This is a genomic window from Methanospirillum hungatei JF-1 (assembly GCF_000013445.1).
GTDB lineage: Archaea > Halobacteriota > Methanomicrobia > Methanomicrobiales > Methanospirillaceae > Methanospirillum > Methanospirillum hungatei.
This window is the reverse complement of sequence record NC_007796.1, coordinates 1,787,423-1,810,675: the sequence shown is the minus strand read 5'-3', so window position 1 is coordinate 1,810,675 and position 23,253 is coordinate 1,787,423. Positions and strand designations below refer to the sequence as shown.

General features: G+C 46.3%; 28 protein-coding genes. 17 read left to right on the top strand and 11 right to left on the bottom strand.

What is annotated here, in order from left to right; all coding sequences use genetic code 11:
• Genes MHUN_RS08285 through nudC form a run of 4 tightly spaced genes read left to right on the top strand, consistent with a single transcriptional unit; the run spans position 1 to position 2,892 of the window.
• Complete coding sequence (locus tag MHUN_RS08285; RefSeq protein WP_011448581.1) at positions 1-771, top strand: SAM-dependent methyltransferase; 771 nt, start codon at positions 1-3, stop codon at positions 769-771.
• Entirely contained in the window at positions 768-1,445 is a 678-nt protein-coding gene (locus MHUN_RS08280; protein ID WP_011448580.1) for a diphthine--ammonia ligase, read from the top strand. Before MHUN_RS08285 ends, MHUN_RS08280 begins: the two co-directional genes overlap by 4 nt.
• 2 nt (positions 1,446-1,447) lie before the next feature.
• Complete coding sequence (locus tag MHUN_RS17520; protein ID WP_011448579.1) at positions 1,448-2,017, top strand: glutamine amidotransferase-related protein; 570 nt, start codon at positions 1,448-1,450, stop codon at positions 2,015-2,017.
• Between the two features lie 59 nt (positions 2,018-2,076).
• The gene (nudC, locus tag MHUN_RS08270; RefSeq protein WP_052288858.1) at positions 2,077-2,892 is read left to right on the top strand and encodes an NAD(+) diphosphatase; all 816 of its coding nucleotides are present in this window, start codon (positions 2,077-2,079) and stop codon (positions 2,890-2,892) included.
• Here nudC and MHUN_RS08265 read toward each other — a convergent pair.
• A complete protein-coding gene (locus tag MHUN_RS08265) occupies positions 2,889-3,590 on the bottom strand; it encodes a hypothetical protein (RefSeq protein ID WP_011448577.1) in 702 nt (233 codons plus the stop codon). The genes nudC and MHUN_RS08265 overlap by 4 nt on opposite strands.
• A 1,021-nt stretch (positions 3,591-4,611) precedes the next feature.
• Between MHUN_RS08265 and MHUN_RS08255 the strand changes: the two genes are divergently transcribed.
• Genes MHUN_RS08255 through MHUN_RS08245 form a run of 3 tightly spaced genes read left to right on the top strand, consistent with a single transcriptional unit; the run spans position 4,612 to position 6,192 of the window.
• On the top strand, positions 4,612-5,235 hold the full coding sequence (locus MHUN_RS08255) for a hypothetical protein (protein WP_143709430.1): 624 nt from the start codon (positions 4,612-4,614) through the stop codon (positions 5,233-5,235).
• 57 nt (positions 5,236-5,292) lie between these two features.
• Entirely contained in the window at positions 5,293-5,856 is a 564-nt protein-coding gene (locus MHUN_RS08250; protein ID WP_011448575.1) for a hypothetical protein, read from the top strand.
• Between the two features lie 12 nt (positions 5,857-5,868).
• Positions 5,869-6,192: a hypothetical protein gene (locus MHUN_RS08245; RefSeq protein WP_011448574.1), complete on the top strand. Its 324-nt coding sequence runs from the start codon at positions 5,869-5,871 to the stop codon at positions 6,190-6,192.
• A gap of 4 nt (positions 6,193-6,196) precedes the next feature.
• Here the strand turns inward: MHUN_RS08245 and MHUN_RS08240 are convergent, their stop codons facing one another.
• Complete coding sequence (locus MHUN_RS08240) at positions 6,197-7,321, bottom strand: hypothetical protein (protein WP_011448573.1); 1,125 nt, start codon at positions 7,319-7,321, stop codon at positions 6,197-6,199.
• Between the two features lie 86 nt (positions 7,322-7,407).
• Between MHUN_RS08240 and MHUN_RS18695 the strand changes: the two genes are divergently transcribed.
• From MHUN_RS18695 to MHUN_RS08215, 4 genes are all read left to right on the top strand, one after another.
• Entirely contained in the window at positions 7,408-7,677 is a 270-nt protein-coding gene (locus tag MHUN_RS18695) for a hypothetical protein (protein ID WP_011448572.1), read from the top strand.
• 52 nt (positions 7,678-7,729) lie between these two features.
• A complete protein-coding gene (locus MHUN_RS08225) occupies positions 7,730-8,656 on the top strand; it encodes a cupin domain-containing protein (protein WP_011448571.1) in 927 nt (308 codons plus the stop codon).
• 43 nt (positions 8,657-8,699) lie between these two features.
• Entirely contained in the window at positions 8,700-9,248 is a 549-nt protein-coding gene (locus MHUN_RS08220; protein ID WP_011448570.1) for a CARDB domain-containing protein, read from the top strand.
• Positions 9,249-9,448: 200 nt separating this feature from the next.
• Complete coding sequence (locus MHUN_RS08215) at positions 9,449-9,787, top strand: RNA recognition motif domain-containing protein (RefSeq protein ID WP_011448569.1); 339 nt, start codon at positions 9,449-9,451, stop codon at positions 9,785-9,787.
• A 19-nt stretch (positions 9,788-9,806) separates the two neighbouring features.
• Here MHUN_RS08215 and MHUN_RS17515 read toward each other — a convergent pair whose 3' ends face one another.
• The 4 genes from MHUN_RS17515 to MHUN_RS08195 all read right to left on the bottom strand — a co-directional run bounded on the left by MHUN_RS17515 (position 9,807) and on the right by MHUN_RS08195 (position 13,124).
• Positions 9,807-10,451 (bottom strand): response regulator, encoded by a 645-nt coding sequence (locus tag MHUN_RS17515; protein WP_011448568.1) that lies wholly within the window; start codon positions 10,449-10,451, stop codon positions 9,807-9,809.
• 75 nt (positions 10,452-10,526) lie between these two features.
• Positions 10,527-11,735 (bottom strand): Nre family DNA repair protein, encoded by a 1,209-nt coding sequence (locus tag MHUN_RS08205; protein ID WP_011448567.1) that lies wholly within the window; start codon positions 11,733-11,735, stop codon positions 10,527-10,529.
• Entirely contained in the window at positions 11,732-12,040 is a 309-nt protein-coding gene (locus tag MHUN_RS08200; protein ID WP_011448566.1) for a carboxymuconolactone decarboxylase family protein, read from the bottom strand. The genes MHUN_RS08205 and MHUN_RS08200 overlap by 4 nt, the downstream gene beginning before the upstream one ends.
• Positions 12,041-12,095: 55 nt before the next feature.
• Positions 12,096-13,124, bottom strand: coding sequence for a mechanosensitive ion channel family protein (locus tag MHUN_RS08195; protein WP_011448565.1), 1,029 nt, complete (start codon positions 13,122-13,124; stop codon positions 12,096-12,098).
• Positions 13,125-13,237: 113 nt separating this feature from the next.
• Here MHUN_RS08195 and MHUN_RS08190 point away from each other — a divergent pair, with 113 nt between their 5' ends.
• Both MHUN_RS08190 and MHUN_RS08185 read left to right on the top strand, forming a co-directional pair.
• Complete coding sequence (locus MHUN_RS08190; protein WP_239441509.1) at positions 13,238-13,846, top strand: DUF2115 domain-containing protein; 609 nt, start codon at positions 13,238-13,240, stop codon at positions 13,844-13,846.
• A gap of 2 nt (positions 13,847-13,848) precedes the next feature.
• Positions 13,849-14,676 carry an esterase/lipase family protein gene (locus tag MHUN_RS08185; protein ID WP_011448563.1) on the top strand — a complete coding sequence of 276 codons (828 nt, stop codon included), beginning with the start codon at positions 13,849-13,851 and terminating at the stop codon, positions 14,674-14,676.
• A gap of 58 nt (positions 14,677-14,734) precedes the next feature.
• On the opposite strand, the gene MHUN_RS18265 is transcribed toward MHUN_RS08185, so the two are convergent.
• Complete coding sequence (locus MHUN_RS18265; RefSeq protein ID WP_011448562.1) at positions 14,735-15,289, bottom strand: RNA recognition motif domain-containing protein; 555 nt, start codon at positions 15,287-15,289, stop codon at positions 14,735-14,737.
• Between the two features lie 239 nt (positions 15,290-15,528).
• The gene (locus tag MHUN_RS08175) at positions 15,529-16,113 is read right to left on the bottom strand and encodes a DUF99 family protein (RefSeq protein WP_011448561.1); all 585 of its coding nucleotides are present in this window, start codon (positions 16,111-16,113) and stop codon (positions 15,529-15,531) included.
• A gap of 110 nt (positions 16,114-16,223) precedes the next feature.
• Between MHUN_RS08175 and MHUN_RS08170 the strand changes: the two genes are divergently transcribed.
• Positions 16,224-17,264 carry a tetratricopeptide repeat protein gene (locus tag MHUN_RS08170; protein WP_011448560.1) on the top strand — a complete coding sequence of 347 codons (1,041 nt, stop codon included), beginning with the start codon at positions 16,224-16,226 and terminating at the stop codon, positions 17,262-17,264.
• Between the two features lie 5 nt (positions 17,265-17,269).
• Here MHUN_RS08170 and MHUN_RS17510 read toward each other — a convergent pair whose 3' ends face one another.
• The 3 genes from MHUN_RS17510 to MHUN_RS18990 form a co-directional block, all read right to left on the bottom strand.
• Complete coding sequence (locus tag MHUN_RS17510; RefSeq protein WP_011448559.1) at positions 17,270-18,994, bottom strand: histidine kinase N-terminal 7TM domain-containing protein; 1,725 nt, start codon at positions 18,992-18,994, stop codon at positions 17,270-17,272.
• An 88-nt stretch (positions 18,995-19,082) separates the two neighbouring features.
• Entirely contained in the window at positions 19,083-19,799 is a 717-nt protein-coding gene (locus MHUN_RS08160) for a DNA alkylation repair protein (RefSeq protein ID WP_048067391.1), read from the bottom strand.
• Between the two features lie 109 nt (positions 19,800-19,908).
• Complete coding sequence (locus MHUN_RS18990) at positions 19,909-20,085, bottom strand: hypothetical protein (RefSeq protein WP_158498195.1); 177 nt, start codon at positions 20,083-20,085, stop codon at positions 19,909-19,911.
• Between the two features lie 33 nt (positions 20,086-20,118).
• On the opposite strand from MHUN_RS18990, the gene MHUN_RS08155 reads away from it, so the two are divergent.
• Genes MHUN_RS08155 through MHUN_RS08145 form a run of 3 tightly spaced genes read left to right on the top strand, consistent with a single transcriptional unit; the run spans position 20,119 to position 23,236 of the window.
• On the top strand, positions 20,119-21,432 hold the full coding sequence (locus tag MHUN_RS08155; protein ID WP_011448557.1) for an acetyl-CoA hydrolase/transferase family protein: 1,314 nt from the start codon (positions 20,119-20,121) through the stop codon (positions 21,430-21,432).
• Positions 21,433-21,481: 49 nt separating this feature from the next.
• Positions 21,482-22,648, top strand: a complete 1,167-nt coding sequence (locus MHUN_RS08150; protein WP_011448556.1) for a TIGR04083 family peptide-modifying radical SAM enzyme — start codon at positions 21,482-21,484, stop codon at positions 22,646-22,648.
• Positions 22,649-22,684: 36 nt separating this feature from the next.
• Entirely contained in the window at positions 22,685-23,236 is a 552-nt protein-coding gene (locus tag MHUN_RS08145; RefSeq protein WP_011448555.1) for an HdeD family acid-resistance protein, read from the top strand.
• The last annotated feature ends 17 nt before the right edge of the window (positions 23,237-23,253 follow it).

Here is a 23,253-nt window from a genome sequence, read left to right as displayed (position 1 = left end):
ATGGAAAACTTCTCAGATCTGATGGAGAACGAAGAGGCCTTCAGGTTTTTCTTAGAGTTATATGCAGATCTTCCCCGTCAGGGCCCGGGCGATGACCGGATCACCCGGCATACCTTCGGTCTTCTTACCAGTCTTCCTCCCCGTCCGGTAACCATTGATATGGGATGTGGGAGCGGGGCCCAGACACTTGAACTTGCCAGGGCCGGATGTCAGATAACTGCAGTTGATCTGCACCAGATATTTCTGGACCATCTTATTCAGAGGATGAAGAAGATCAATCCTGAACCCCTCATCACTCCTGTTTGTACCGGAATGGAATCATACTCGCCTCCTACTCCCGTTGATTTGATCTGGAGTGAAGGAGCGGTATATAACATAGGATTTGAAAACGGCCTCTCTCTTTGGAAAAATCATCTGAAAAATGGTGGATTTTTGGTTGTCTCCGAGATGACCTGGTTGATTCAAAATCCCCCGGCTCCTGTCAAGGAGTTCTGGGACCGGGAGTACCCTTCCATGCAGACAGTTTTGGATAACCAGAAATGCATCGAAAAGGTGGGGTACCGCTGGATAGGCTCTTTTCTTCTTCCTGAATCTGCATGGGATGCCTTTTACGCTCCGCAAAAAGAAAATATTGCCCGCATTCGCATGGATGGGTCACTCTCACCAGTACAGGAAGAGGTTTTGGCAATAATAGAAGATGAAATACGGATATTTGAAGAGTACCGGGGTACGTACGGGTATGTCTTTTACCTTATGCAGCGTGTGGCATGAGAATCGGTGCCCTGATATCCGGAGGGAAGGATTCCCTGTACGCTGCCTGGCGGATGATTCAGACCGGACATGAGATCTCATGTTTTATCACAATACAATCACGCAATCCCGAAAGTTACATGTTCCATACTCCCAATATCGGGCTTACCCGGCTTCAGGCAGAGGCTGCTGGCATTCCGCTCGTTGTTCAGGAGACGGACGGCCTCGAAGAGAAGGAACTTTATGATCTCACGGTGGCTATACAGCGGGGAGCCCGTGAGTATGGTCTTGAGGGTATAGTGACCGGAGCAATCCAGTCAGTATACCAGGCATCCCGGATCGAACGGATCTGCCACCTGGAGAACCTCTGGTGCTTCTCCCCTCTCTGGCTGTGTGATCAGGAGCAGTACCTCTCCTCTCTCATTACAGACGGATTTGAAGTGATTATTGCCGGGGTGTTTGCTGAACCCCTAGATGAAACCTGGCTTGGAATACCCCTTGATCTCTCTTTTCTTGAGCGAATGAAGAAGATAAACAAGAAGTACCATGTCTCACTTGCCGGGGAGGGGGGGGAGTATGAGAGTTTTGTCTGTAATGCTCCGTTTTTCAAAAAGAGGATTACCATCATGGATGCAGAAACCTGGTTTCTTCATGGGGCCGGAGGATACGTGATAACCCAAGCAGAACTGGTCTGATCATGATGCTGATTCTTGATATTACAAACCCGGACCTTCCGGTTCTTATTGATGAATTTGTCTCTCCGATATCCCGTATTGTGCACCGGTTCGGTCATGAGACTCGTATTGTCAGGATTGAATCGGCAACGATCCATTCTTCCTGTACTGGGATCATCATATGCGGGACTGCTCTTGCTGATAGCTGGTACAGATCACACCACCTGATGTCACTTCTGAACGGGTGGACCGGCCCCATATTGGGTATCTGCGCCGGAATGCAGATGCTTCTCTCAGAGACCGGGGGAGAGATAGTGTCTTGTACCGAGATCGGAATGACTCCCATTTATCTCACAGAAATGGGGAGACAAGATATCCTGATGAATGAAAGAGAGGAGTTTTCAGGATATGCTCTCCACCAGTATACTGCCACCCTTACCTCACAATGGATTCCTCTTGCTCTTTCTGGTTCCACGGCCCAGGTCGTGAAACATACCACACATCCCTGGTATGGAGTGCTATTCCATCCGGAAGTCCGGAATGAATGGATTATTGAGCGGTTTGTCGCCGTGTCAGTATCTTCTCATACATGAAAAGACTCATAAGGCAGGGGGATATGATATGAAATCAGGTTCAATCAGATACTGGTTTCATGTTTCACCCATCGTATGTAATCCCCCTGATGAACCTGCACGGGGATTCTTTATCATCACTCTCTTGTCTTCTTATCAGGACTGATGGTCAGGTTCTGCAGGGGTCGGAAGGATTCATCTTTTCAGAAATCCCTGATGAAATAAAGGAAAAGATTCACAGCAGGATACCTATGGGGAATTATAATGACCAAGCCTGGGTAGCTCTTGGGATACGGGCAGACAATGTTCCCCCTGGCTACACCTCACATACCCTCCGGGAAATCGCAGGGCATGTATCTGGTAATCTGCCCGGTCTTTTTTGTCGCGGGGTACAGCTGATCCGCTTTGATCTCCTCACCCGGTTTTGCGGGTTTTGCGGCAGCAGGGCCTCCATGAAACATGATGAGATAGCAAAAGTCTGCTCCTCATGTGGGAGGGTTGTGTTTCCCCGGCTTTCACCTGCCGTCATCGTCCGGATTACCGATGGAGAGAATATACTCCTCTCCCGGTCTCCTCATTTTCCTCCCGGGATGTATAGTGTTCAGGCAGGGTTTGTTGAACCTGGAGAATCGCTTGAAGCAGCAGTGCACCGGGAGGTCAGGGAAGAGGTCGGGATAGAGGTTACTGATATCAGGTATTTTGGCTCACAACCCTGGCCATTTCCAGACTCCCTGATGATCGGGTTTACCGCTCGGTATGCCGGAGGCGAGATTATATCTGATAAAAAGGAGATAGAAGATGCCGGATGGTTTACAAGATCAACGATGCCGCACCTTCCGGGACATGACAGTATCGCATATGGATTAATTCACGACTGGTTGTCATCAGAAAATTAATCCTCTTCCCACCGGTGGGAGAGGTTCTCACTTGCCGAAATGACATAATGAGGGACTTCAGAGATGATGACCAGTAAAATCCGGTGTGAACAGAAGGGACAACTTCCGGCCCTGAGCGATTTCATCTCCATCATCTCTTCCGAACTGAGTGACCGGTAATCGACGATCTCTCCTGATGTATGAGGAAGATTTATCAGGACTGCCGGACTGAACTGATGATGACACCGCTGGCAGAATCCCCAGAGGCCGTACTGAATTATGATCCTGGTAATACCCTGCTCATCAAGTTCATGAATGACCGGATGGTTCCAGTAAAAAAGCGGGAACTTTCGTATTGCCACGGGAAGCCCGGCATATACCTTTAACTTTGGAACCTCTGAACGGGTCTGATACCCGCCTGGTATGTGCAGGACGTCCTGGCAATGCATACACATCGTCTCTCCTCCCAGGATGGGATCCAGTTCATAGAGGTCTACGGTATTTAATTCACTACAGATGGGGCAGGGAAAAACGATGGAATTCTGAACAAATTTAACCTCACTAGTCGTTTTATTCAGAGGGATCTTTACTTTTTTCACGGGTAGGCAGGCCGGGTCTGGTTTTACGATCGGTTTTTCAGGCTTCTTTGCAATCTGCTTTTTTTCTGAACAGGTAGTTTGTGCATCAGCATCTGATTTTTTTCTGTTCCAAAATCCCATAATCCCCACCGCCCTGATATCTCTTGTTGATACTGGTACGAGAGAAGGTAATAACTTATCTTTTAGGATGCCCAAACGTGAGTCTTTTATAGTGTTGGTAAAAAGTCAAAAGAAACATGGTTAGATAATATCGGGGCGGGGCCGGTGGGTGCCCTGATGGGATGCTGTCAGGGGGGATGTGAATGATGATTATGCCCGATGAAATGGTATACAGAATGCCGGGGGGTTTTCCGACTCTACCTAGTGCTGTCTGGTGGGGTTGATGTGTCTGGTAGGTGATCCATGTGTGCAGACCGGATGGCACCAGTAGTACCGATCCGTTGCAACAGTTGTAATGGCATACCGGTGAAATCACCGGTGGATCATATTTTCCGGAATCCAGCTCTGTATACCTTGCGGATGGGCTATAGCGGATGTAACCGGCCCCGAACCCGCGAGGCACCGCTCCGGGGGATCCGTCACGAGTACCTCTGATCCAAAGGGTCATCGGTTGTACAATTAAAGTTTACTTCTTGTAATCGTGAAATAAAAATCATTCAATAAATTTCAGGGAGAAATTGTTCCCTGTTCTGACCTCATAAGAAAATCAGATCACCCTGAACTCCCTGCATCGGTGAGTCATGATTAAACAGATGATATCGTCAGGTTAAATCGAATTTCAGAGTGACATGGCTCATTAATAAAAATTGAATGAGTATTACCGGTCTATTCCGAATCTCATATTTTCGCAGGTGGATCATGACAATGGCTGTTTTAACCGTCATGGGCAGAAGTGCGTGCCACATGAAGACCATTATACAGTCATATTTTGTTTTCATGGGCATTAGTTCGATTTTCGGTCTCACTCTTCCATTGAAAATATCCTTGAAATGTCCCAGGATCTCCTCTTGTCAGGGGATGGATGGTTGTCACCCACATGATCCTATAGTTCTCTCCTCCGCACGGGTTTTGGTGAAAACGAATATTAAGATACCATATTGGTATATGACGTCAAGATCAGTGTATGGTACGATATTCCATCATGATTCTTGTTCTGTTTGCAGGGGTACTCCTGGCCGGGTGTGTTCAGCAGGCTCCCGTCACTCCGGTTGGACCTGAAGTACCTGTCATAGAGATACCAACGACAGAACCCACTTTAGCAGTGGAAGAAGAAATGGTGAATCAGACTCCGGAGCCTGTCCAGGTAAAAGAGCCTGATTTACCGGAGACACAAGTTCAGCCAGTCATAACCGAAAAGCCTCTGCCTACCCCGACTGCAGATCCGAACCTGGCATTTCGCGATCTTGTCCTTACGAAACTGGATCTGATTCAGGAAGGTAAGAAGAAGGTACTGAGTGCATGGGAAGCGGAAGATCCTGCTCTTACCAGTTCACGGGTTGATGACCTTCGTCACCTGATTCGGAATAATAATGATGGCAGTACATTTCCAAAGAAGATGGACTATGTCCGGCTGAACTACTATGATTTTATTGACCGGATGACCCAGTTTGCCGATAATTTCAAACAGGCTGCATCACTCATGGAGCGGGGAGAGAAGAGTAGTGCCAATTCATATGTATCGGCAGGCATAATGGCAGGAGATCGGGCTGATATTTCTGATAAACGGATTCGTGTCTTCCTCATTGATCACCCGGCCCTTTTATAAATTTTTCACCGGAAGGATGATGTCCTGAACGACTGAGTATACATCTGGTGTATAATCATGTACCGGATGATTATCTTTATCCTGGTTATCGGTCTTCTGTTCTCTACCGCATCAGCGGATGTGGCGGTCGAAGGGGTGTCCACCTATTTCTATCAGTATGCTATCTCGAATTTCGAGGAGTTCAAAGACTATATCTTCCTTACCAGCAGTGCAATCTGGGGATGGGAGTATCCTTTTATCATACAGGATGGAACATTTGGGGGAGGATATAAACTGGATGGATTTGTATTGCATGCCATTCCATCAGCAGATATCGATCCTGATACCATTGCCGATATAAATGCCGGTGATGCGCTCACCGATGAAACACGTGATAGTGGGGTTTCTTCGTACCTTGCAAGCCTCCCATTTCTTACGGCAAACATCAGTCTGCCAAAAGGGGCCTTTTTTGAAGATGATCTGGAGATTGAAAATGTCACTGTTGTCCTGAACATAACAGCCCTGAATGAAACCAGCTTTGATGTGAAAAAAGATGCTGCTTTATTCGGGTACAGGGATGGGACCGTGATACAGGTCCCTATGTCAGGTGATGATGAACCGGTTCCCCCGGCAGCTTCCTGATTCTCTTCAGGTATGGATCTTATTCCCCTTTTTATTCATGCTCTGTTTCTGACAATTATCTGTGAATGTCTTGTTCTCTCACTTCTCATCAGGAAATCATATCTGAAAATCTGTGTAGTTATCCTGCTTATCAATTGTGTGACCAATCCGGCGATAAACTATCTGTATCTCATTCATGACATCCCCCTATTTCTCCTTGAATCCGGAGTGGTGGTTTGTGAGATATATCCTCTGAAACTGGCATTTTATCTTGCCATAAAAGATGCAATCCTGTATAGCATACTGCTGAACGCCTGTTCCTATTGTATGGGATATTTCATATTTACTTTTTTATAAAAATTTATTCGATGGTAATAACCAGTTTAACCTGCGCTGCAGAAGCAGGCTCTGAAGGTTCACCAAAGTAGTATCCGACTTCATCTCCGGCCTTGATTTTATAGATATTCAGACCTTCTTCATCATAGAGATAGTCTTTTAAGAGGACATTGTTCACCAGGACAAACCAGGTTTTGTCGCCTGTAAACTGATAATCATTTATTCCTTCCAGGATCAGAATACCCCCCTTTTTCATTGCCTTATCGCTTACCGTCAGATCGGATATCTTGTCATCTTCCAGAAGTTCGTGTAATATTCCCAGCGGAGTTGCAGCATTGATGTCATAATCTCCGCCGGTTGTTTCAATTGTGATGGTTCCGGATGGTAATGACATAGAACCGGTGTATATTACTTCCTGACCTCCACTCGTGGTCTTTTCAGGTTTTTGATCTTCAGGGGTCTCATCTGAAACGTGTTCAGCTTCGTCATCAGATTGCTGAGGTTTAGTATCGGTGTTAATATCAGTAATCTCCGCACTCTCATCATTTTCTTCAGACGTATTCACAGCTGATGGTTCTTTCACCGGTTCAGGTTCAGCCTCATCCACCATCCCGATTGTCACGGTCAGGTATGCTTTCGATTCGGAAACCATCCCTTTTGGATCGCCAAGAGTATACAGAACAACATCTCCTTCTTTCAGGGTATATCGTGAAAGACCCATGGTTTCAGCAAGAACGACATCTTCAAGTCGCTCACCGTTCACTTTTACAAACCAGCCATTCCCGTTTCCTGATGAGAGGTTGCCGATTCCATATAGAAGAAGAGTACCCTTCTTTTCCATAAGTTCATCGCCAATGGAGAGTTCCTCTATTGCTCCGGAGTTCATCAGGACCTCAAGCACTCCAATCGGGGTGTTCCCTGGTATCGTATATGATATACCGGAATCAGCAACTACTGATATTGAGCTTTTTACATCAACAGTGCCATTGTAGATCAAACCAAGAATCGGATCGGATGGTACCGGCGTCTGAGTTTCTTCGGGTTCAGAGATTATTTCATCAGGTCCTTCTGCCAGCACCCCACCTGGGATGCACACCATGAGTAGAAGGAGCAGAGAGAAGATTGAACATAATGCATGATTTTTCTGCATAATATGGCTCCGAAATCTGACATGAGTCAGCACCAGAGATTGGTTCTGATACCATGAGAAGATGACCCCTGGGGAATTCTGTACTGATGTATGCAGCAAATCCGGCATTACTCCCCGGCTGGATTCCAGTTGCCGGCATCATCGGGTTTATCTGGTCATTATTCATTCTTATTCAAAGACTGAAGGTATGTTCTGGATTGTCATATCTCCACTCGATATTGATTGTCATGGTGCTCATACCTCTTCTGGTAATTCTCCTGATTCTGTTGCTGGGGCTGACAGAGTCCTTCACCGTAGTCGGTTCTGATAAATCCTCTGTATTGGATGTGATGATGGCGACCTGCCCCTTCATCTGACAGGAGCATGAGATAAAAATCATGATAACATTTTACGGGCAACGTTGATAGTATGTCTGCAATGTCAGTTCTTTTCAGAATAACCCTCATAAATATTCTGTTTATCGCCTCATTTTCCGGTATCAGCTTTGCTGATGGATCATGGGAGGGCTCTGAAGGGATTCTGATCACGAGTGATGCATGGGATGAGGTCAGGTATGATGAGTATACCACGATATTCGATGTGGTCTCACTTCTTGACCGGATGGGAGGGTTATCCCTTGGATCAAACCTGTCTGTGCAGGTATTCACATCAGAGGACGGAGGTATTCTCTCACCTGATGCTATCCTTCCGGTTCCTGAGGTCATTTATATTACAGAGGGTTCACTCAGGCTGAACGTCGATGATGAAGAGGTTCTGGCCGAACGTGGCCAGGCAGTATACATCCCGCCCCAGACCATTCGGAGGTTTGAAAATGCCGCAAATGATACTCTTCAGTTCATTTCAGTGATTGACTGGGCATCACCAGCTGGCGAAATACATTCATCTAATGAGAATAAAACCATACAAGAGATCTTCAATCATCAGGAACCCTTGAATCAGACAAAAGTTGTCTATGAGGATATGATTCCAGCCTTGGAACTGGGTGATTCTGGTACAAACAGGACTTTCCGGTTCTCACGATTTGTCCATCCCCGTGAAGGTCCGTACGATATTACCTATGATCTCGGGACCGCCAGAATTGATGCCGGCTCAGGTATTCCGGATCACTATATAGATGGAAGGTACCAGCTGATAACCGTCCTTACTGGCTCAGGGAATATATCAGTGGGATGCCATGAGTATGCCGTGAGCAGGAATGACATCATCTATGTGGCACCTGGTGCTGTAATGAACCTGACGGCATCGGATGATATGAATCTTCTGGTTCTAACCAATCCCTATTATATGGAGATGTTTGACTGGTCAATGCCCTATGCCTGTGATTACCTGTATTAATGTACCGGCAATTTGTTGACCCGTAACGATATACCTGTATGATATGATGATCCAAAAATCCGGCTTTCTCATTTTTATACTTCTTATCCTGTTTTTTTCAGGTTATGGAGCGGCAGATGCTATAATAACGGATGATACTATGACGCATGATGATCCTGCTGTGTCTGTTTCTGCCAGCGATGGTCCTGATTATCTGGTGAGGTTTGTTGATGTACCGGTTTATGAGAGCACAACATACCGGGGAGGAGTGATACATCCATCACTGGGAGTAAAAAATACCGGTATGAATGACACTTCCGGCGATATGGTAAATGTAAGTGGGTATCTTGGGAGTTATCTGCTGCTTCCGGTAATCAGCACATTCCCGGCACTCATGTGCGGACAGGAGCAGACAATAACCCTTGAATATAAACTTCCGGACACGATTGAGTACGGAGGATATGTCTTTTCCGTCATGATCGATCCTGACAATCTCACCCATGATACCAATACCACGAATAATATGAAGAAGGCAGGGGGGATGATCAGTATTACCTCTCCGGATGATGATTCATTTATCGGTTGTGAAGCCTGCTGGGAAGGATACCGGTAAATCCGTACCTTTGGTGATACTTGATATACTTCTGCGTCAATTATTGTATAGCAGACGTTCGAGCAATTCTGAAATAGTCCCTGAGCATCCTTCGGTCTGAAGTGTTTTGTGTCACGCTATTCTCGGTTATGTCTCTGGCAGCGAGGATCCCAGGATCCGTTTCTGCCAATTACACGGATGCAAAAGAAAAGTGATTGATAATGGAAGGAAAGAGATTATACGTTGGGAACCTCCCCTACTCTGCAAACGAGACCCAGATCAGAGAACTGTTCGCTCCATTCGGTACTATTGAAAATGTGAAACTTATCGAGCAGAAGGGCTTTGGCTTTGTAGAGATGAGTTCCTCTGAAGAGGCACAAAACGCAATGGATTCTCTGAACCAGACCGAATTTGGTGGACGGACCCTCCGGATTGATGAAGCACGTCCAATGCAGCCACGCCGTGAATTTGGCGGAAGTGGTTCATTTGGTGGCAACCGTGGCTATGGTGGCGGTGGAAGAAGCAGCGGTGGCTATGGTGGCGACCGCAGAAGATACTAAATCTTTTTTTCTCTCCCGTTCACTGGGGTATTGTGTGCAAAACCGGATATTTTTGCTCAAGTTCTTCCAGTTTCGAGCGTTTTTCCCGGATCATCTGATCAACCTGTGCATTTAACTGATCCCTGCACTCTTCTTCGGTCCGGTTCAAATCCGGCAGACAGATAATAGCTGCCTCTGCCCGAAGGTCGGTAATCACTCTTACCTGCCGTGAGAGATCAAGCCAGAGGGCAATGTCCTCCGGTGGTACAGAATCGGTACTGATTTTTTCAGCAGCTTCATGCAGCGATTCATACCAGCGGAAAAATGAGTATACACCGGCACATATCTCTTCCCGTGTAAGGGGTTTTGCCATATATCCATACAACCGTTCCCCATACCTGATAACCTCGACAAGATCCATCTTCTTTGATGACACCATGATAACCGGGGTTTCATAGCCATAAGTGAGACTTTTAATCAGGTCAAGGGTGTCCCAGCCATCAAGCGGTTCCATCATGATGTCAAGGAGGATAAGATCAAAGGTATCAGTCTTTAAATATCGCATTCCTTCTGACGGAGATTCTGCAGTCTTGCACACATATCCACAATAAGAAAGGTTTTCCTTTAATATTTTCCGAAAGACTGCTTCATCGTCTATGATCAGGATCTTCTTCTTTTCCGTCATCAGGAAGTGACCTCTCTCCGAATCTTGTGATTTTAAACCTTGGGTCAGGACGTCTTTATACATTCTTGAGGCTTATCATTTATCATAGTTGTCCCCATCAGAGTGCTCAGTTTTGCAGGAGGTAAAGTCAGAGAGACGAGTCTGCTGTTCTTTCATAAGACTCCTGAGCAGACGTCCGGATTTTATGAAGTACTCAGGCTCCAATGTCATGGTCCCTGACACATAGGAGAATGCATCCTTAAATGATTCAAACTCCTTTCCCCTGGTAAGCATCGCATTTCTGACATTTTCGCGGACGTTAAATACTCCGAGTGGCACATACCCTTCGGTTGCCTCCCTGAGAACGATTGCTCCGGCCTGTTTTTGTTCTTTTAGGAGTGCTTCAAGCACCGCCATTTTACATGAGTAATAACAACCACCGACAGATGAGTATTCTGTCTTTGGCCGCTTTACTTCAGAGTCTGAAAATACCAGTTTCTCGTCTCCAAGAACCCTGATAAAAGCCTCGGTCCATTCATACTGCCACCCGGTCGGGGTAAGGATGATTGCATACCGGTTATGAAGGCTTGAAAATTCATGAACCCGCCAGGTATCAATGGGACTGAATTGTTTCACCCGGTTATAGAGAGAATCGGCAAGGGTGCTGTCCACCGCCGTAATAGACCATCTGGTCGGGACAAGATGACGTTTCTTGCCGTTTCCCATGGTTCCAGCAGAGAATGCCTTTTGAATTGCAGAGAATGGAACCTTCTCCTGATGGAGGTTTATCACAGCATCCCGTGCCAGCAGGTCGGTGTCATAAAAGACCCGTTCAAGGTGGTGGTTCCATCTCACCGGTTCACATGAGAGTGTATCTATTGATGCACTTGGTCCGAAAGGTGCATGCTCCTCACTTAATGAAAAACCTGTCGGGACTTCGAGAAATGCAGCTTCACTCTCAACAGAAGTGTCTGACAGTACGATCTCCTGCAACTGGCTGACAAATCTGCTATGGATATCGGTGGTCTCAACCAGTCTTTTTCCCCGCACCAGACTAAGTCGGTATCCGATAATCTCCTCCTGTGACTTCTGTGCCGGGATCCATGACTCCGGTGTGTCATATATACCCGTATCTCCATGTTCGGGGGTGATAAGAGGGCCGGCATAGACCCTCGGGTAACCGGCACTTCCGATGAAGATGGACGGAGGGGAGCTTCCATCGAGTTCTGTACCGACTGGTACCGATCTGTTCTGAAGCGTTGAGACCGTAAGAGTACGGAGATATTCAGCCTTTCCGATGCTCATTTTGTATCATACATCTCAACAATATGAGGAAGGACTTTTAAAACACCTGATATACCACTGACGGTTAGAGTCAGAAGGACTGCATCAACCATCTCCTCTCTTGTCGCTCCAAGTGCTTTTGCCATTGGAAGGTGAGCCCGGACTGCCCGGTCATCGCCCATAGCCGTTTTCATGGCGATATAGATGAGCTGCTTTGTCTTCTGGTCTAATCCCTCTCTTGCAATAAGTGCCTGAATCAGACTATTGAATGCTGCTGCACATTCCGGGGCCTCTTTCTGAAAAAGTTCCATGGGGCTGAGTTCCATAAACAGTATTCATCTCCCGTGCTTAAGAATGATACAGGGTATATGAATTTACCTCTCATTTATTCATATGTACATCCATCTGGGGGAATGGAATCTCGATCCCCTCTCTCTCAAATTCCGTCTGAATACGACAGTTTATAAAATCCCGAATCTCATACGTCATCGTGTATTTTTCTGTCCATACAATCATCTGCAGATTCAGGCTCGACTCTGCAAATTCAAGGAAAAATACGGAAGGTTTTGGATCACCCAGGCAAAGACCGGTTTTAATGATCTCATCTGCGATTCTGAAAAGTATTGTCTTTACTTTTTGAATATCACTGCCATAGGCAACTCCGATATTTACTCGCACCTTGATCTTCAGATCCGGTTCGGCATAATTGATCACCACATCATTCGTGAGGATGGAGTTCGGAATGGTTATCAGCTGACTGTCAAGAGTCTGAATTCTTGTACTCCTGGGCCCTATGGCAATAACATCTCCGATATAGTCCTGCACCTGGATTCGGTCACCGATACGAAACGGTTGATCCGCAGCAAGGAGTGCCCCTGAAAAGAAGTTACCCAGGATATCCTTTCCTGCAAAACCTGCGGCAATTCCCACAATACCTCCGGCAGCAAGAAGAGGGGTGATATCAACATTGAGTATCTTAAGGATAATGATTCCGGCGATTATCCAGACAATGTAACTGAATGTCGATCGAAAGAAATGATAGAACCTGATTCCTGCTTCATTTGTCGCTGATTGGAGTATGTACTCTTCGTACTGGTTTGCAACATTCTTTACAAATGACCAGAAGATCCAGGTTGCAAGGATGGTAATACAGACCAGAAGGTATCTGTTGTCCAAAATCCAGGTGTATTCAGGAGGTATGAGGGTGCTCGTTGCCAGAGTAGAATAGACGGTGATGATAATAAGGAACAGGATAAGGGGTTTTCCGATAGAGGATAAAATGATGTCATCAATTACACTTTCTGTTCTTTTTGCCCGCGATTTCAGGAGATTTCCGACAGCTTTTATAATGATGATGCCGATAATTCCACTGATGAGTATGATGAGAGCAAGAATATTCGAAGGTTCCATCTCCTATATGTCTTCTTGGAAAGGTTATAGTAATGGACACCGGTCTTCAGTCTTTGCTTTCAATAGGGTCGTTGCATGAAACTATATTGTATCTCCGGTTTCATGTATAATCAGTGATTACAGAACGGGTCTGCTGTGGGATGACAGATCCAGAGCGATCAAAGATAGAATCAATCGTCGCACGGCTTGCTGGAGCGGCGAACAAAGGTGAACTTGGCACTATCGTTGCAGAAGAAATTCAGAAGTACTCGGTATTTGAGCTGCAGGTGATCGGCGGGAGATTACATCTTGAGATTGAACGGCTACCTGCACATTACCGGCATAAAATCAGATCCTATTTCAAAGACCAGATATTCGGTGCCCACCACATACTCCTGTCCAGGTATAGAAGTGGTTATTTCAGGAAATGTACTGATCAGATTCGTGATCCTGAGCTCTTTCTCTCGTACTGCCGGATGATACCTGACGGGTGTATGGCATGGGATGAGGGTATGTGGAAGAACCCGGAGATCTGGAGCCCGAGGCACCGGCTTTTTTACTATCTGATTGCAGCATATACGATGTTCGTTGAAGACCTCCCCGGTCACCCGGTTGGGATGCCGTTTCCTGGCGGTCAGGTTGTAGAAAAACGGGGTAATGAGTACTATTGCCCCATTCGTGACAAGGAAAAGGATGTATTCTTCTCAATCTGTAACTTCTGTCCTGCCAGGCAGACTGATTAATCATGGAATCCATTCCCTTGGTGCTGGTGCATGGGTGGAAGAGTCATCCAGGTATCTGGAGAAGACTTATTGAGCAGGTTCGAATCCCATCTGAACAGATCTGGCTTTTTGATTATTCTGGTCTATATGAATCGACGATCTCACAAATCGCTCACCAGCTCAGGTCCTTCCTTCATGAGAAACGAAGGGTAGCCGGATATCATGGACCGGTTGACATTGTCTGTCACTCTATGGGTGGTTATGTCACCCGGTATTATGTCGAAGTGCTTGACGGGAAAAAAAGGGAGGAGAAGGTTCGCCAGTTGATCGAGATAGGGGTCCCAAACCGGGGCTCTTCAATGGCCGAGATTTTTAATGATCCGGTACATGGACCAGAGGTCATAGATGTCCTCTCTGGTGAATTTGTCCCGCAGAAATATGAACCGGAGAAGGATGTCAATGTTCAGGGTCTTCGGATCAGAAGCCGGGAGACCAGAGAATTATGCAATGCGGGAATCAGGCCTGACATCAGGTACAGGAACATTCTTGCTGCAAACCGGACCGGAGATCCGGCATTCTTCCCAAGTTTTAACGGACGGACCTGGGTGCTCGGGCATGATGAAACCTGGCGAACCACCTGGCTTGGAGATGGGGTGATTCCTCATTATGACTCATACCTTCCAGGAACGGAGTTTGATCTTGTCCCGACTGACCCGGTTAGTCTGCAGGCTGATCCCTATCAGTACTGCCATATTTTCCTGCCAAAGAATCCCGAAGTCATCAGGCTTATCATCCGCTATATTACCAACCCGGCAGCCCCCTCATCAGAAAGGTTTCCTGATCACCGCTAAGAAGAAGTTCGGCTCTCTTCAAAATTTTTGAATAGGATATTCGTATAAAAAAAGGTGATTACCTTCTGCCACCTGGCCAGAACCGGGTCTTTTTCTTTGGCGATGATTTTTCATCTGCTGATGATGATGTCTTTGGCTTTTTCCTAATGGCAGTTTTCTTATCATCACGGGGTGGCCGGGTTACACTGGTTAATACCCGTTCTGTATACTCAGTCTCTCTCTGTCGTAGTCGTCCGCTCCCTGCTCCTCCCCTGCCTGGTGGTGCCCCTCCTCTCTGCTGTACCGGCCCTTTCTTCCCCTGTTTTCCGGCCGGTCCGGTGGATGGGGATCTTCTCCCCTGAAATTTCCCCCCTGGTCTCTGCTGGAATCCTGTCTTTGGTTTCGGCGGTCTTACATCATCAATAAGAAGATTTCTCCCCTGAAATTCGGTCTCATTCAGGGCATTTCGTGCAGCCCGTGCATCTTCATAGCTTTCCATCTCTACAAATCCGTATCCTTTCCCTTCAATGACACGGACACCGACAACCTCACCATACCGTGAGAAGAGTCCCCATAGTTGCTTCTCATCAACGGAATATGTCAGGTTTCCAACAAACAATCGTCTTGGATTCATATTCTTACCGCCAGTCTCTGTTCTGTGTGTATTTCTACCAGCCAGGTAACATGAATCAGAGATCTGTATTCCAGCTGATCAATTACCGGTATAACTTTAAGTATCTCTCTTCTGTTTTTACCTATGCCCCCTAAATTCAAAATTTTTTCTTTCCTATCTCCTGAGAATCTGATAATTGCGCATAGGTACGTCCTTTGATATCGGTTGGGCAGAATATATCGAATAACTGTGTAGAATTATCAGGAAAATATGGGAGAATTTTCTGTCCTGGTCTGCTGCATGACAGTCCTGGCACAGAGGCGTGCAACTCTGAGAGGTTCAGGTATCTTCCCATGCAGGGTGAAGATCCTGCAGAGGTGCCTGACCTCCTGCTCGGTGCATCCATATCCCCGGGCGAATAGAGATAAACCGGTTTTTACCGGTATGGATAAACGTTCTCCAAGGTTTTCGTAACGTCTGACCCGCTCTTCATCTCCGGGAAAATGATGCCTGATATGACCAGTCAGACCCTCTGAATCCTTATATGAGACACAAATGACCGGTAATCCGGTTATTTCCATAATTTCCACCGGATTAATCACATTATACCAGGCAATGACACATCCGTTCAGCATGATGGCATTTACGTCCTGCCGGTCAAGAACGGCTGTCATCCTGATTATCTCTGCCGTTGCATCCATCCCCCCTACTCTGACCTTTCCAAAGCAGAACCCGTCAATATGCAGGTCCCGACGCATAACAACGCCGCAGAGGACCGACCAGTCCCGAGAAGCAAAGGACTCGGAGATCCCAAAAACCCTGATACCCTGCTTTTGGAGCTGCATACCAATAGATCGTCTGTTCAGGTACTAGAATTCTTGTGAGCCTGAAAGGTATTTATCATCATGACTGAAGTTCAATCCTATGAGAGGTACCAGATTCGGGAGAAAAGAGAATGACATCACCAGAGAGTTGTGCAGGGATTGTTACGCACATCAGGGAGCATGTTCCCGGTGAAAAAGGTCAGGTAATGGAATACCTCATCGATATGGAGCATCATTATACAGCCCATCCATGTCAGAAGGCGATATCTGACGTTATAGCATCTCTGGCTGTCTTATCATTCTCTCAAACTGAATTTCAGACCTTCGTATCCCGGGTTCAAAACCCTGATCTGATTGTAGAGGCAGTTCTTGCATCTGTCCGTTCACTCCTGGACGAACGAGATGGAACGGCTGCAGAGTCAGCATTGTCATATATCCTTCCCTATGCTGAACATCCGGATGAGGAGGGGGGAAAATATCGTTCATTTCGGGACTTTATAGAATATGCATATTACATCACCTATGTCACGCCTGAACAGGATTTTACGGTTCATCCCTATCTGAACTGTGATATCCTGCTACAGTCCGGACGGCTCGCTGCTTTGAAGGGAGAGAAGAATAGAGCCCGTGCCATTTTTACATCACTTTCAGTATTAAGTCCGGTCAATGATTCCATATTGTTTGCACGTGCTGATTTCTGCCGGGAAGAGGGAAACCTGGATGAATTTCGCAATCTCACGATCCACTGTTTTGAGTATGCCTGGAAACCTGAAGACCTTGCCCATGCCTATCGGAACATGGGATATTACCTGATAGAAACCGGTGATTATACCGGTGCCGTCACCTGTTACCTGATGGGCACCACGTGGGAGGATTCGACAGAGACTGCCCGTGAACTGGCATATATCAAAGAAAAGTCCCAGATAGAGTTGGATGTGTCGTATATCCTCTCTCATGGCCGGGAGATCCTGGATGAACGGAATATTCCGTTTGGTCCGAATCTGAAGATCATCGATCTGATGGTCACGTATGCAGATGAATGTAAACAGGATGGAGATTTCTTTGAAGCCAGAAGGTATCTCAGCCGGGCAAAAGCGCTTGAATTAAGTGACAGTCTTGAACGGGAAATAGAAGTGATTGAGCGGTTTATTGAGGATAATACGATATTTTAATCAGGTCATGTATTTTTCTCTCTCCAGGTTCCGGGGGGAAACAGGATCTCAAACCGTGCTCCGGATCCTGCTTTTCCAGTTTCTCTTATGGAAATCCCAGAATAATTGAGAATATCCTGGCAGAAAGAAAGTCCGAGACCCGTATTCTTCCCAAATCCCGGTTCAAAAATTCTTGACTTTTCCTCCTCAAGAATCCCCTTCCCATTATCTTCCATAACCAGGATAAATGAATCGTTTAAGATGGCTGATTCACAGGTAATCAGAGTTGTATTCTCTCCGTGCCTGACGCTGTTTTCAGCAATATTATAGAGTACTTTGTACATGAGAGGGTCGGCACGTATCTCAACCGGCTCGATATCGGCTGTTATCTGAACCGTATTGCTCATCTCCTGTATCAGTCGTCTGATAAGTGAATCCAGGGATTGCCATATCGGTTCTCCTGACTCGTGTTCATGATATGTTCCGGTGATCCGGATATGATCTGCAATCCTCTCAGCTAGGTCCTGGCAGGTCCGAATATCGCTGGTAAGCGATGCATCAAGGGATTCAGCCTTGTCCTCAGCAATACACAAATATCCTGTCATCGCGGTCAGGAGGTTTAAGATATCATGCCTGGTGATCTTAAACATCAGGGCCAGTTTCTCTCGTGCCTGAACAAGGGCCCTTTCTGATGCTTTCCGGTCGGTTATATCCCTGATAATAAATACAAGACCTGCGGGTTTTCCATCCAGGTCCTTTACCTCTGATGCAGCAATACTGACCGGCACCGGCCCAAACCCTCCCCTGAACAACATCTCCTCGTCTGATACAGATCCGTTTCGTTCAATCTTTTGTAATATCTGAAGAAATTCAGTTTCCGGAATAAAATTCCTGATTTGCCTCTCCTGGTTATTGCCCCTCCCAAGTCCCGTCAGATGCAGACCGGCAGGGTTTGTAGTGATGATCTCTCCATCATGAGTGGTTAGGATGAGGGCATCTGGGATCGTTGTGATGATCGTCTCCGCTGCTGTTGTTGCAGAGACAATGAACAGGCCGTATCGTAATATTGCGATACTGATACAGATGACAAATCCAAGATAACTTATTGCGACGGCTACGGAGAGTCCATTGGAGATATTTGAGAAGAACACTATGCCGATAAGCCCTGCACCGGATGGGAAACTGATACCCATCAGAACCAGAAGGATCTGTCTTCTTAATTTTTTGTATATTTGGGGTGTTTTGAGATATGACCTGATACAGGTGATTATTGCAAAAAAGGCAACAATAAATGCGAAAATAATTTCAGGAATATACAGAAGGTGAGAAGGCTTGGGGGATGAATCAAAGCCATATCCTTCAATGAAGGTAAAGTGGTATGTCCATGCATGGGTCGCATCATAGATAAAAAACACGAGGGCAGGGGCGTAAAATAATAACAGAATGATGGGAAGATGTGATTTTTTGCTCAATGGATGACTGGTAAACAGCAGGATAAAATGGATTGCGACAGGGATGGTGATGATCCACTCTGACCCGATCATATTCCAGTAATATGCAAATGAAGGATCGGTTGCCTGCCTCAGCATAAATTCAAAAAATGCCCAGAATGCTCCGGAACAGCAGAGGAGAAGGAATAACTGGTGGACATGGCTCTTCGGATTTCGAGCAAAAACAAAAATCCCAAGACTAAAAGTGATAGCCGCTGATATCAGGCATAACAAGGAGATGGCCGGGAGTGAATATGTCACCAATACTCCCTCCTTTTCACCATGCCCGCCTCATTCATTCTTATTGATGTCTCCTGTAATCTATATGATGTACCTGTTTTTGTCCTGTCTATTTCCAGTCCTTTTTCATTGCCTCCGCCCGTCTCTCCTTTGGCATGAGCTCAATTGCATAACGGAGTGATGTTCGTGGCATTTCCCGCTTGTGAGCCTGAACATACTCAAAAATGGTGTCCTCATGCTGTCTGCTTGCTTCTTTTAAGAGCCAGCCGTATCCTTTCCTGACCATATCATCCTCATCGGTCAGGAGAGCATCTGCAATCTCAAGGACATCATCAAGGTATTTTCCACGCTTTGCCGGTATGATAAGAGATACGGCAGCTGCCCGTCTCATCCACCGGTTTTCAGACTGTGTCCAGTTTTTCAGTTCATTTATGGATTCTGGGTATTTTTCGATAAAGTCACCCATCGAATGGTTACAAAAACTGTCACAGGTTGCCCAGTTGGTGATATAGTTCAGAATCCAGTATCTGAAGGTTTTGATATCCTCCGGTTCAAACTGGTCTTTGAGGTTTGGAACCCAGGAGGATACAATAAAGGCTTCCTCCATGTATCCTGACTGATAGAGTTCTTCACAGAGAGAGAATATTTCGTGTTTACTTCTTGTACTGACTATTTTCCAGTATTTTTTAGCTATCTTTGATACTGCAGCGGTCTTACATCCGTATGCGTTCACCTTTTCCTTGAAAAACCGTTGGTAACTATTTTTGGTCTTTTCGTCTATCACCCCGATCAGTTCTTTCTGAATTGTGCTGATTATCGGATCCATGAACACACGTATGCAGGTCCCCCATAAATGAATTCTGAAAGAGAGTTTGCCGTATCGGTACGAGTTGGTACATTGATTGCGAAAATCAAAAAAGGAATGCTCACCGATTTTAATTCAGTGTCCGTACAGCATAATCACAGGCTCCTTGTGCAAATGACTGGACCGGAGGTTTATCCACCGGGTTAATATGCCAATCAATGGCGGTGGGTTTGCCGGATGCAATCGCTTCAGAAACCCGTGCCTGCTCACCAGGTATATTTATTCCACCTCCCTGGTACATCTTCATTACTCTTCCCGGTATATTGGATATGATACACTCATGGCATTTACTCGATCAGATTCCCGGTACCTTGAACTGCTGAAAACCCCGGACCAGGCAGTCCTCCCAATTCAGAGCGACGAGACTATCGTATATGGTATGTCCATATGTCAGCCGCCGGCACTTCTCAAAGCCCTTGCTGACAGGATTCTCTCTGAAAACCTTCAGAATATTAACATCTACACATTTCTTCCTCGTGAACACACCCAATCGACCGTACTTTCTCCTGAACTCTGTGATCAGATCACCCATCACTCATGGTTTAGCGGAGTTGCTGACCGGACCATGACCAGATATGGTCTGAGCTATTTTGTTCCTTCTTATCTTCACCAGATACCTCGCCTTTGCCAGGACTTTATGGATATAGACACTGTGATCACCACGGTTTCACCGATGGACAAAGCCGGATTTTTTAGTTTTGGGACCGGAAATGACTATATATCAACAGCCGCACGATGCGGGAAACGAATTATCGTTGAGGTAAACAAATACATGCCCCGTGTCTTTGGTGACTCACAGATTCATCTCTCTGATGTTGATGGGATTGTGGAATATGACACTCCTCTTCTTGAGCTACAGATCCCTGAAAAAAAGCCGGAAGATGAGATTATCGGACGAATGATTGCAGATCTGATTCCAAACGGAGCGACCATTCAGCTTGGTATCGGCGGACTTCCAAACGCGGTTGCAGGTTTCCTTCAGGATCATACGGATCTTGGTATCCATACCGAACTCTTCACCGAAGGAATGGTGGATCTTATTGACATGGGTGTTGCCACCGGAAAGAAAAAGACAATGCATAAAGAGAAGCACGTATTTACCACAGCCGCAGGAACCAGACGGATGTATGAATTCATGGATGATAACCCCTCCATAGAGAGTTATCCGGCATCCCATGTCTGTGATCCACGAATCATTGCACAAAATGATAATATGATATCGATAAATTCGATACTTGAGGTTGATCTTCTCGGTCAGGTTAATGCCGAGTACCTGTCAGGTTCTCTCTTTAGTGGTACCGGCGGTCAGCTTGATTTTGTCAGGGGAGCATTTGACTCAAGGGGTGGAAAGTCTATACTTGCGTTTTATTCAACGGCTAAGGGTGGGAAGATATCAAAAATTGTGCCTCGGCTTGAGGCAGGTGCAGCAATAACCACTCCACGTGCCGATGTTCATTATCTTGCAACCGAATATGGGATGGCCAATCTGAAAGGAAAGGATACCCGGCAGCGTGCGCTTGCGATAATTGATCTTGCCCATCCACAGTTCCGCGACTCTCTTATGATGGAAGCCGACCGAATGGGACTTATCTAATTTTTAGGTCGTTGGGTTAGTACCTATTCAGGAGAATAGTGGTGGACTGATGAAAACCCCTTTCCATATCATGCTTATCCCGACCCTTGGCTGCCCGTCCAATTGTAAATACTGCTGGAGTTCTGAAGAAGGATCTCCGGTGATGAATATTCAGGTTGTGAAGGACGTCGTATCCTGGCTTTCAGATTTTCGGGATGATCCGGTCACGATAACATTTCATGGCGGCGAGCCTCTTCTTGCCGGACCTGACTTTTACCGGCAGGCTCTGCCTCTTCTTGCTCAGGGTCTTGCGAAAAATAAACCCTCATTCGCGATTCAGACAAACCTCTGGCGGATGACTCCGGAACTTGCGGACATCTTTGCAGAATACCATATTCCCATCGGGTCTAGTATTGATGGTCCTGAGGATATTACTGATTATCAGCGGGGAGACGGGTATTTTCAAAAAACTATGGCAGGGTACCGGGTTGCACGGGAGCATGGCCTGAATATCCGGTTTATCTGCACGTTTACCGGTTACTCTGAAAAACAGCGGGAATCTATCGTGCAGTTCTTCATCGATCAGGGCTTTACCATGAAACTGCACCCGGCACTTCCTTCATTACGAAGTGAGAGCCCGAACGAGTGGGCCCTGGCCCCGGAGAAATTTGGCGATCTCCTGGTTTACCTTCTGGATCAGTCACTTGACCACTATCATGAGATTGATATTATGAATATCAATGACCTGGTCAGGTGTGTCTTTACGAGAAGAGGGAATGTCTGCACCTTTGCCGATTGTATGGGGAACACCTATGCCATTGGTCCTGACGGGAGTATCTATCCCTGTTATCGGTTCGTGGGGATGGATGAGTATGTCATGGGCAATGTCCGTGACCGGCCGACGCAGAAGGATCTTGATGAGTCAAAGCCTGGCAGACTCATGAATGATTTCAAGGCCTACGTGGATACCCATTGCTCATCCTGCTCCCACAACAAATATTGCCGGGGGGGATGCCCCTATAATGCGATTGCCCCGTCCGGAGGGGAGATAACCGGTGTTGATCCTCATTGTATCGCATATAAGCGGATATTTGATGAGATCACCGACCGGATGAATACCGAGATGTTTGAAGCTCCTCCGATGTTCGGGGGTTTTGGACCTGGGCAGACCGGCACCGGTATGGGAAAAACAAAACCTGGAATCATGGCTCTCATGCAGAAGATTGCTCTGCAATAATCATTCCACCGATCTGTGATCAATTCGGATTTATTGATGATGGAACAACCTTCCTGTATGCATATGATCTGGGTGAGCAGGGGTATATCCCAAAAGGCCGGAGTGGTCGCAATACTCATCGGTCTTCTGATGCTCGTCTTTTCTCCTTTTATCCCAGGTATTATCGGGGTATTTCTTGCCGCGATAATCTTTCTGATATCGCTGATTATTGTGGGTATTGGTTATTCGGTGAGGGGATCAGGGTTTTCTGTACCGTTCATTCTATTGGGCCTCATCGGTGTATGTGTCAGTCTTTTTGCTCTCTTCAACCCTGACATGACGGTCTCACTGATGGGAATATTACTGGGGGTCGTGATCCTCATGATGGGTATCATGCAACTCGGGTTTTCATCAGGGTTCGTTCAGGACCGGTTATCCTGGTTTTTTCTGATCATCGGAGGGGTGCTCAGCATTGTTATCGGGTTTTATCTTATACTCTATCCCCAGGACGGGATGAAACTCCTTATCGTATTTATCGGGTGTTACCTGATTGCATATGGAGTGATCGGGGTTATCAGGGGCAGATCATCGCAGAGATATATCTACTGAGGTCAGCTCACTATTTT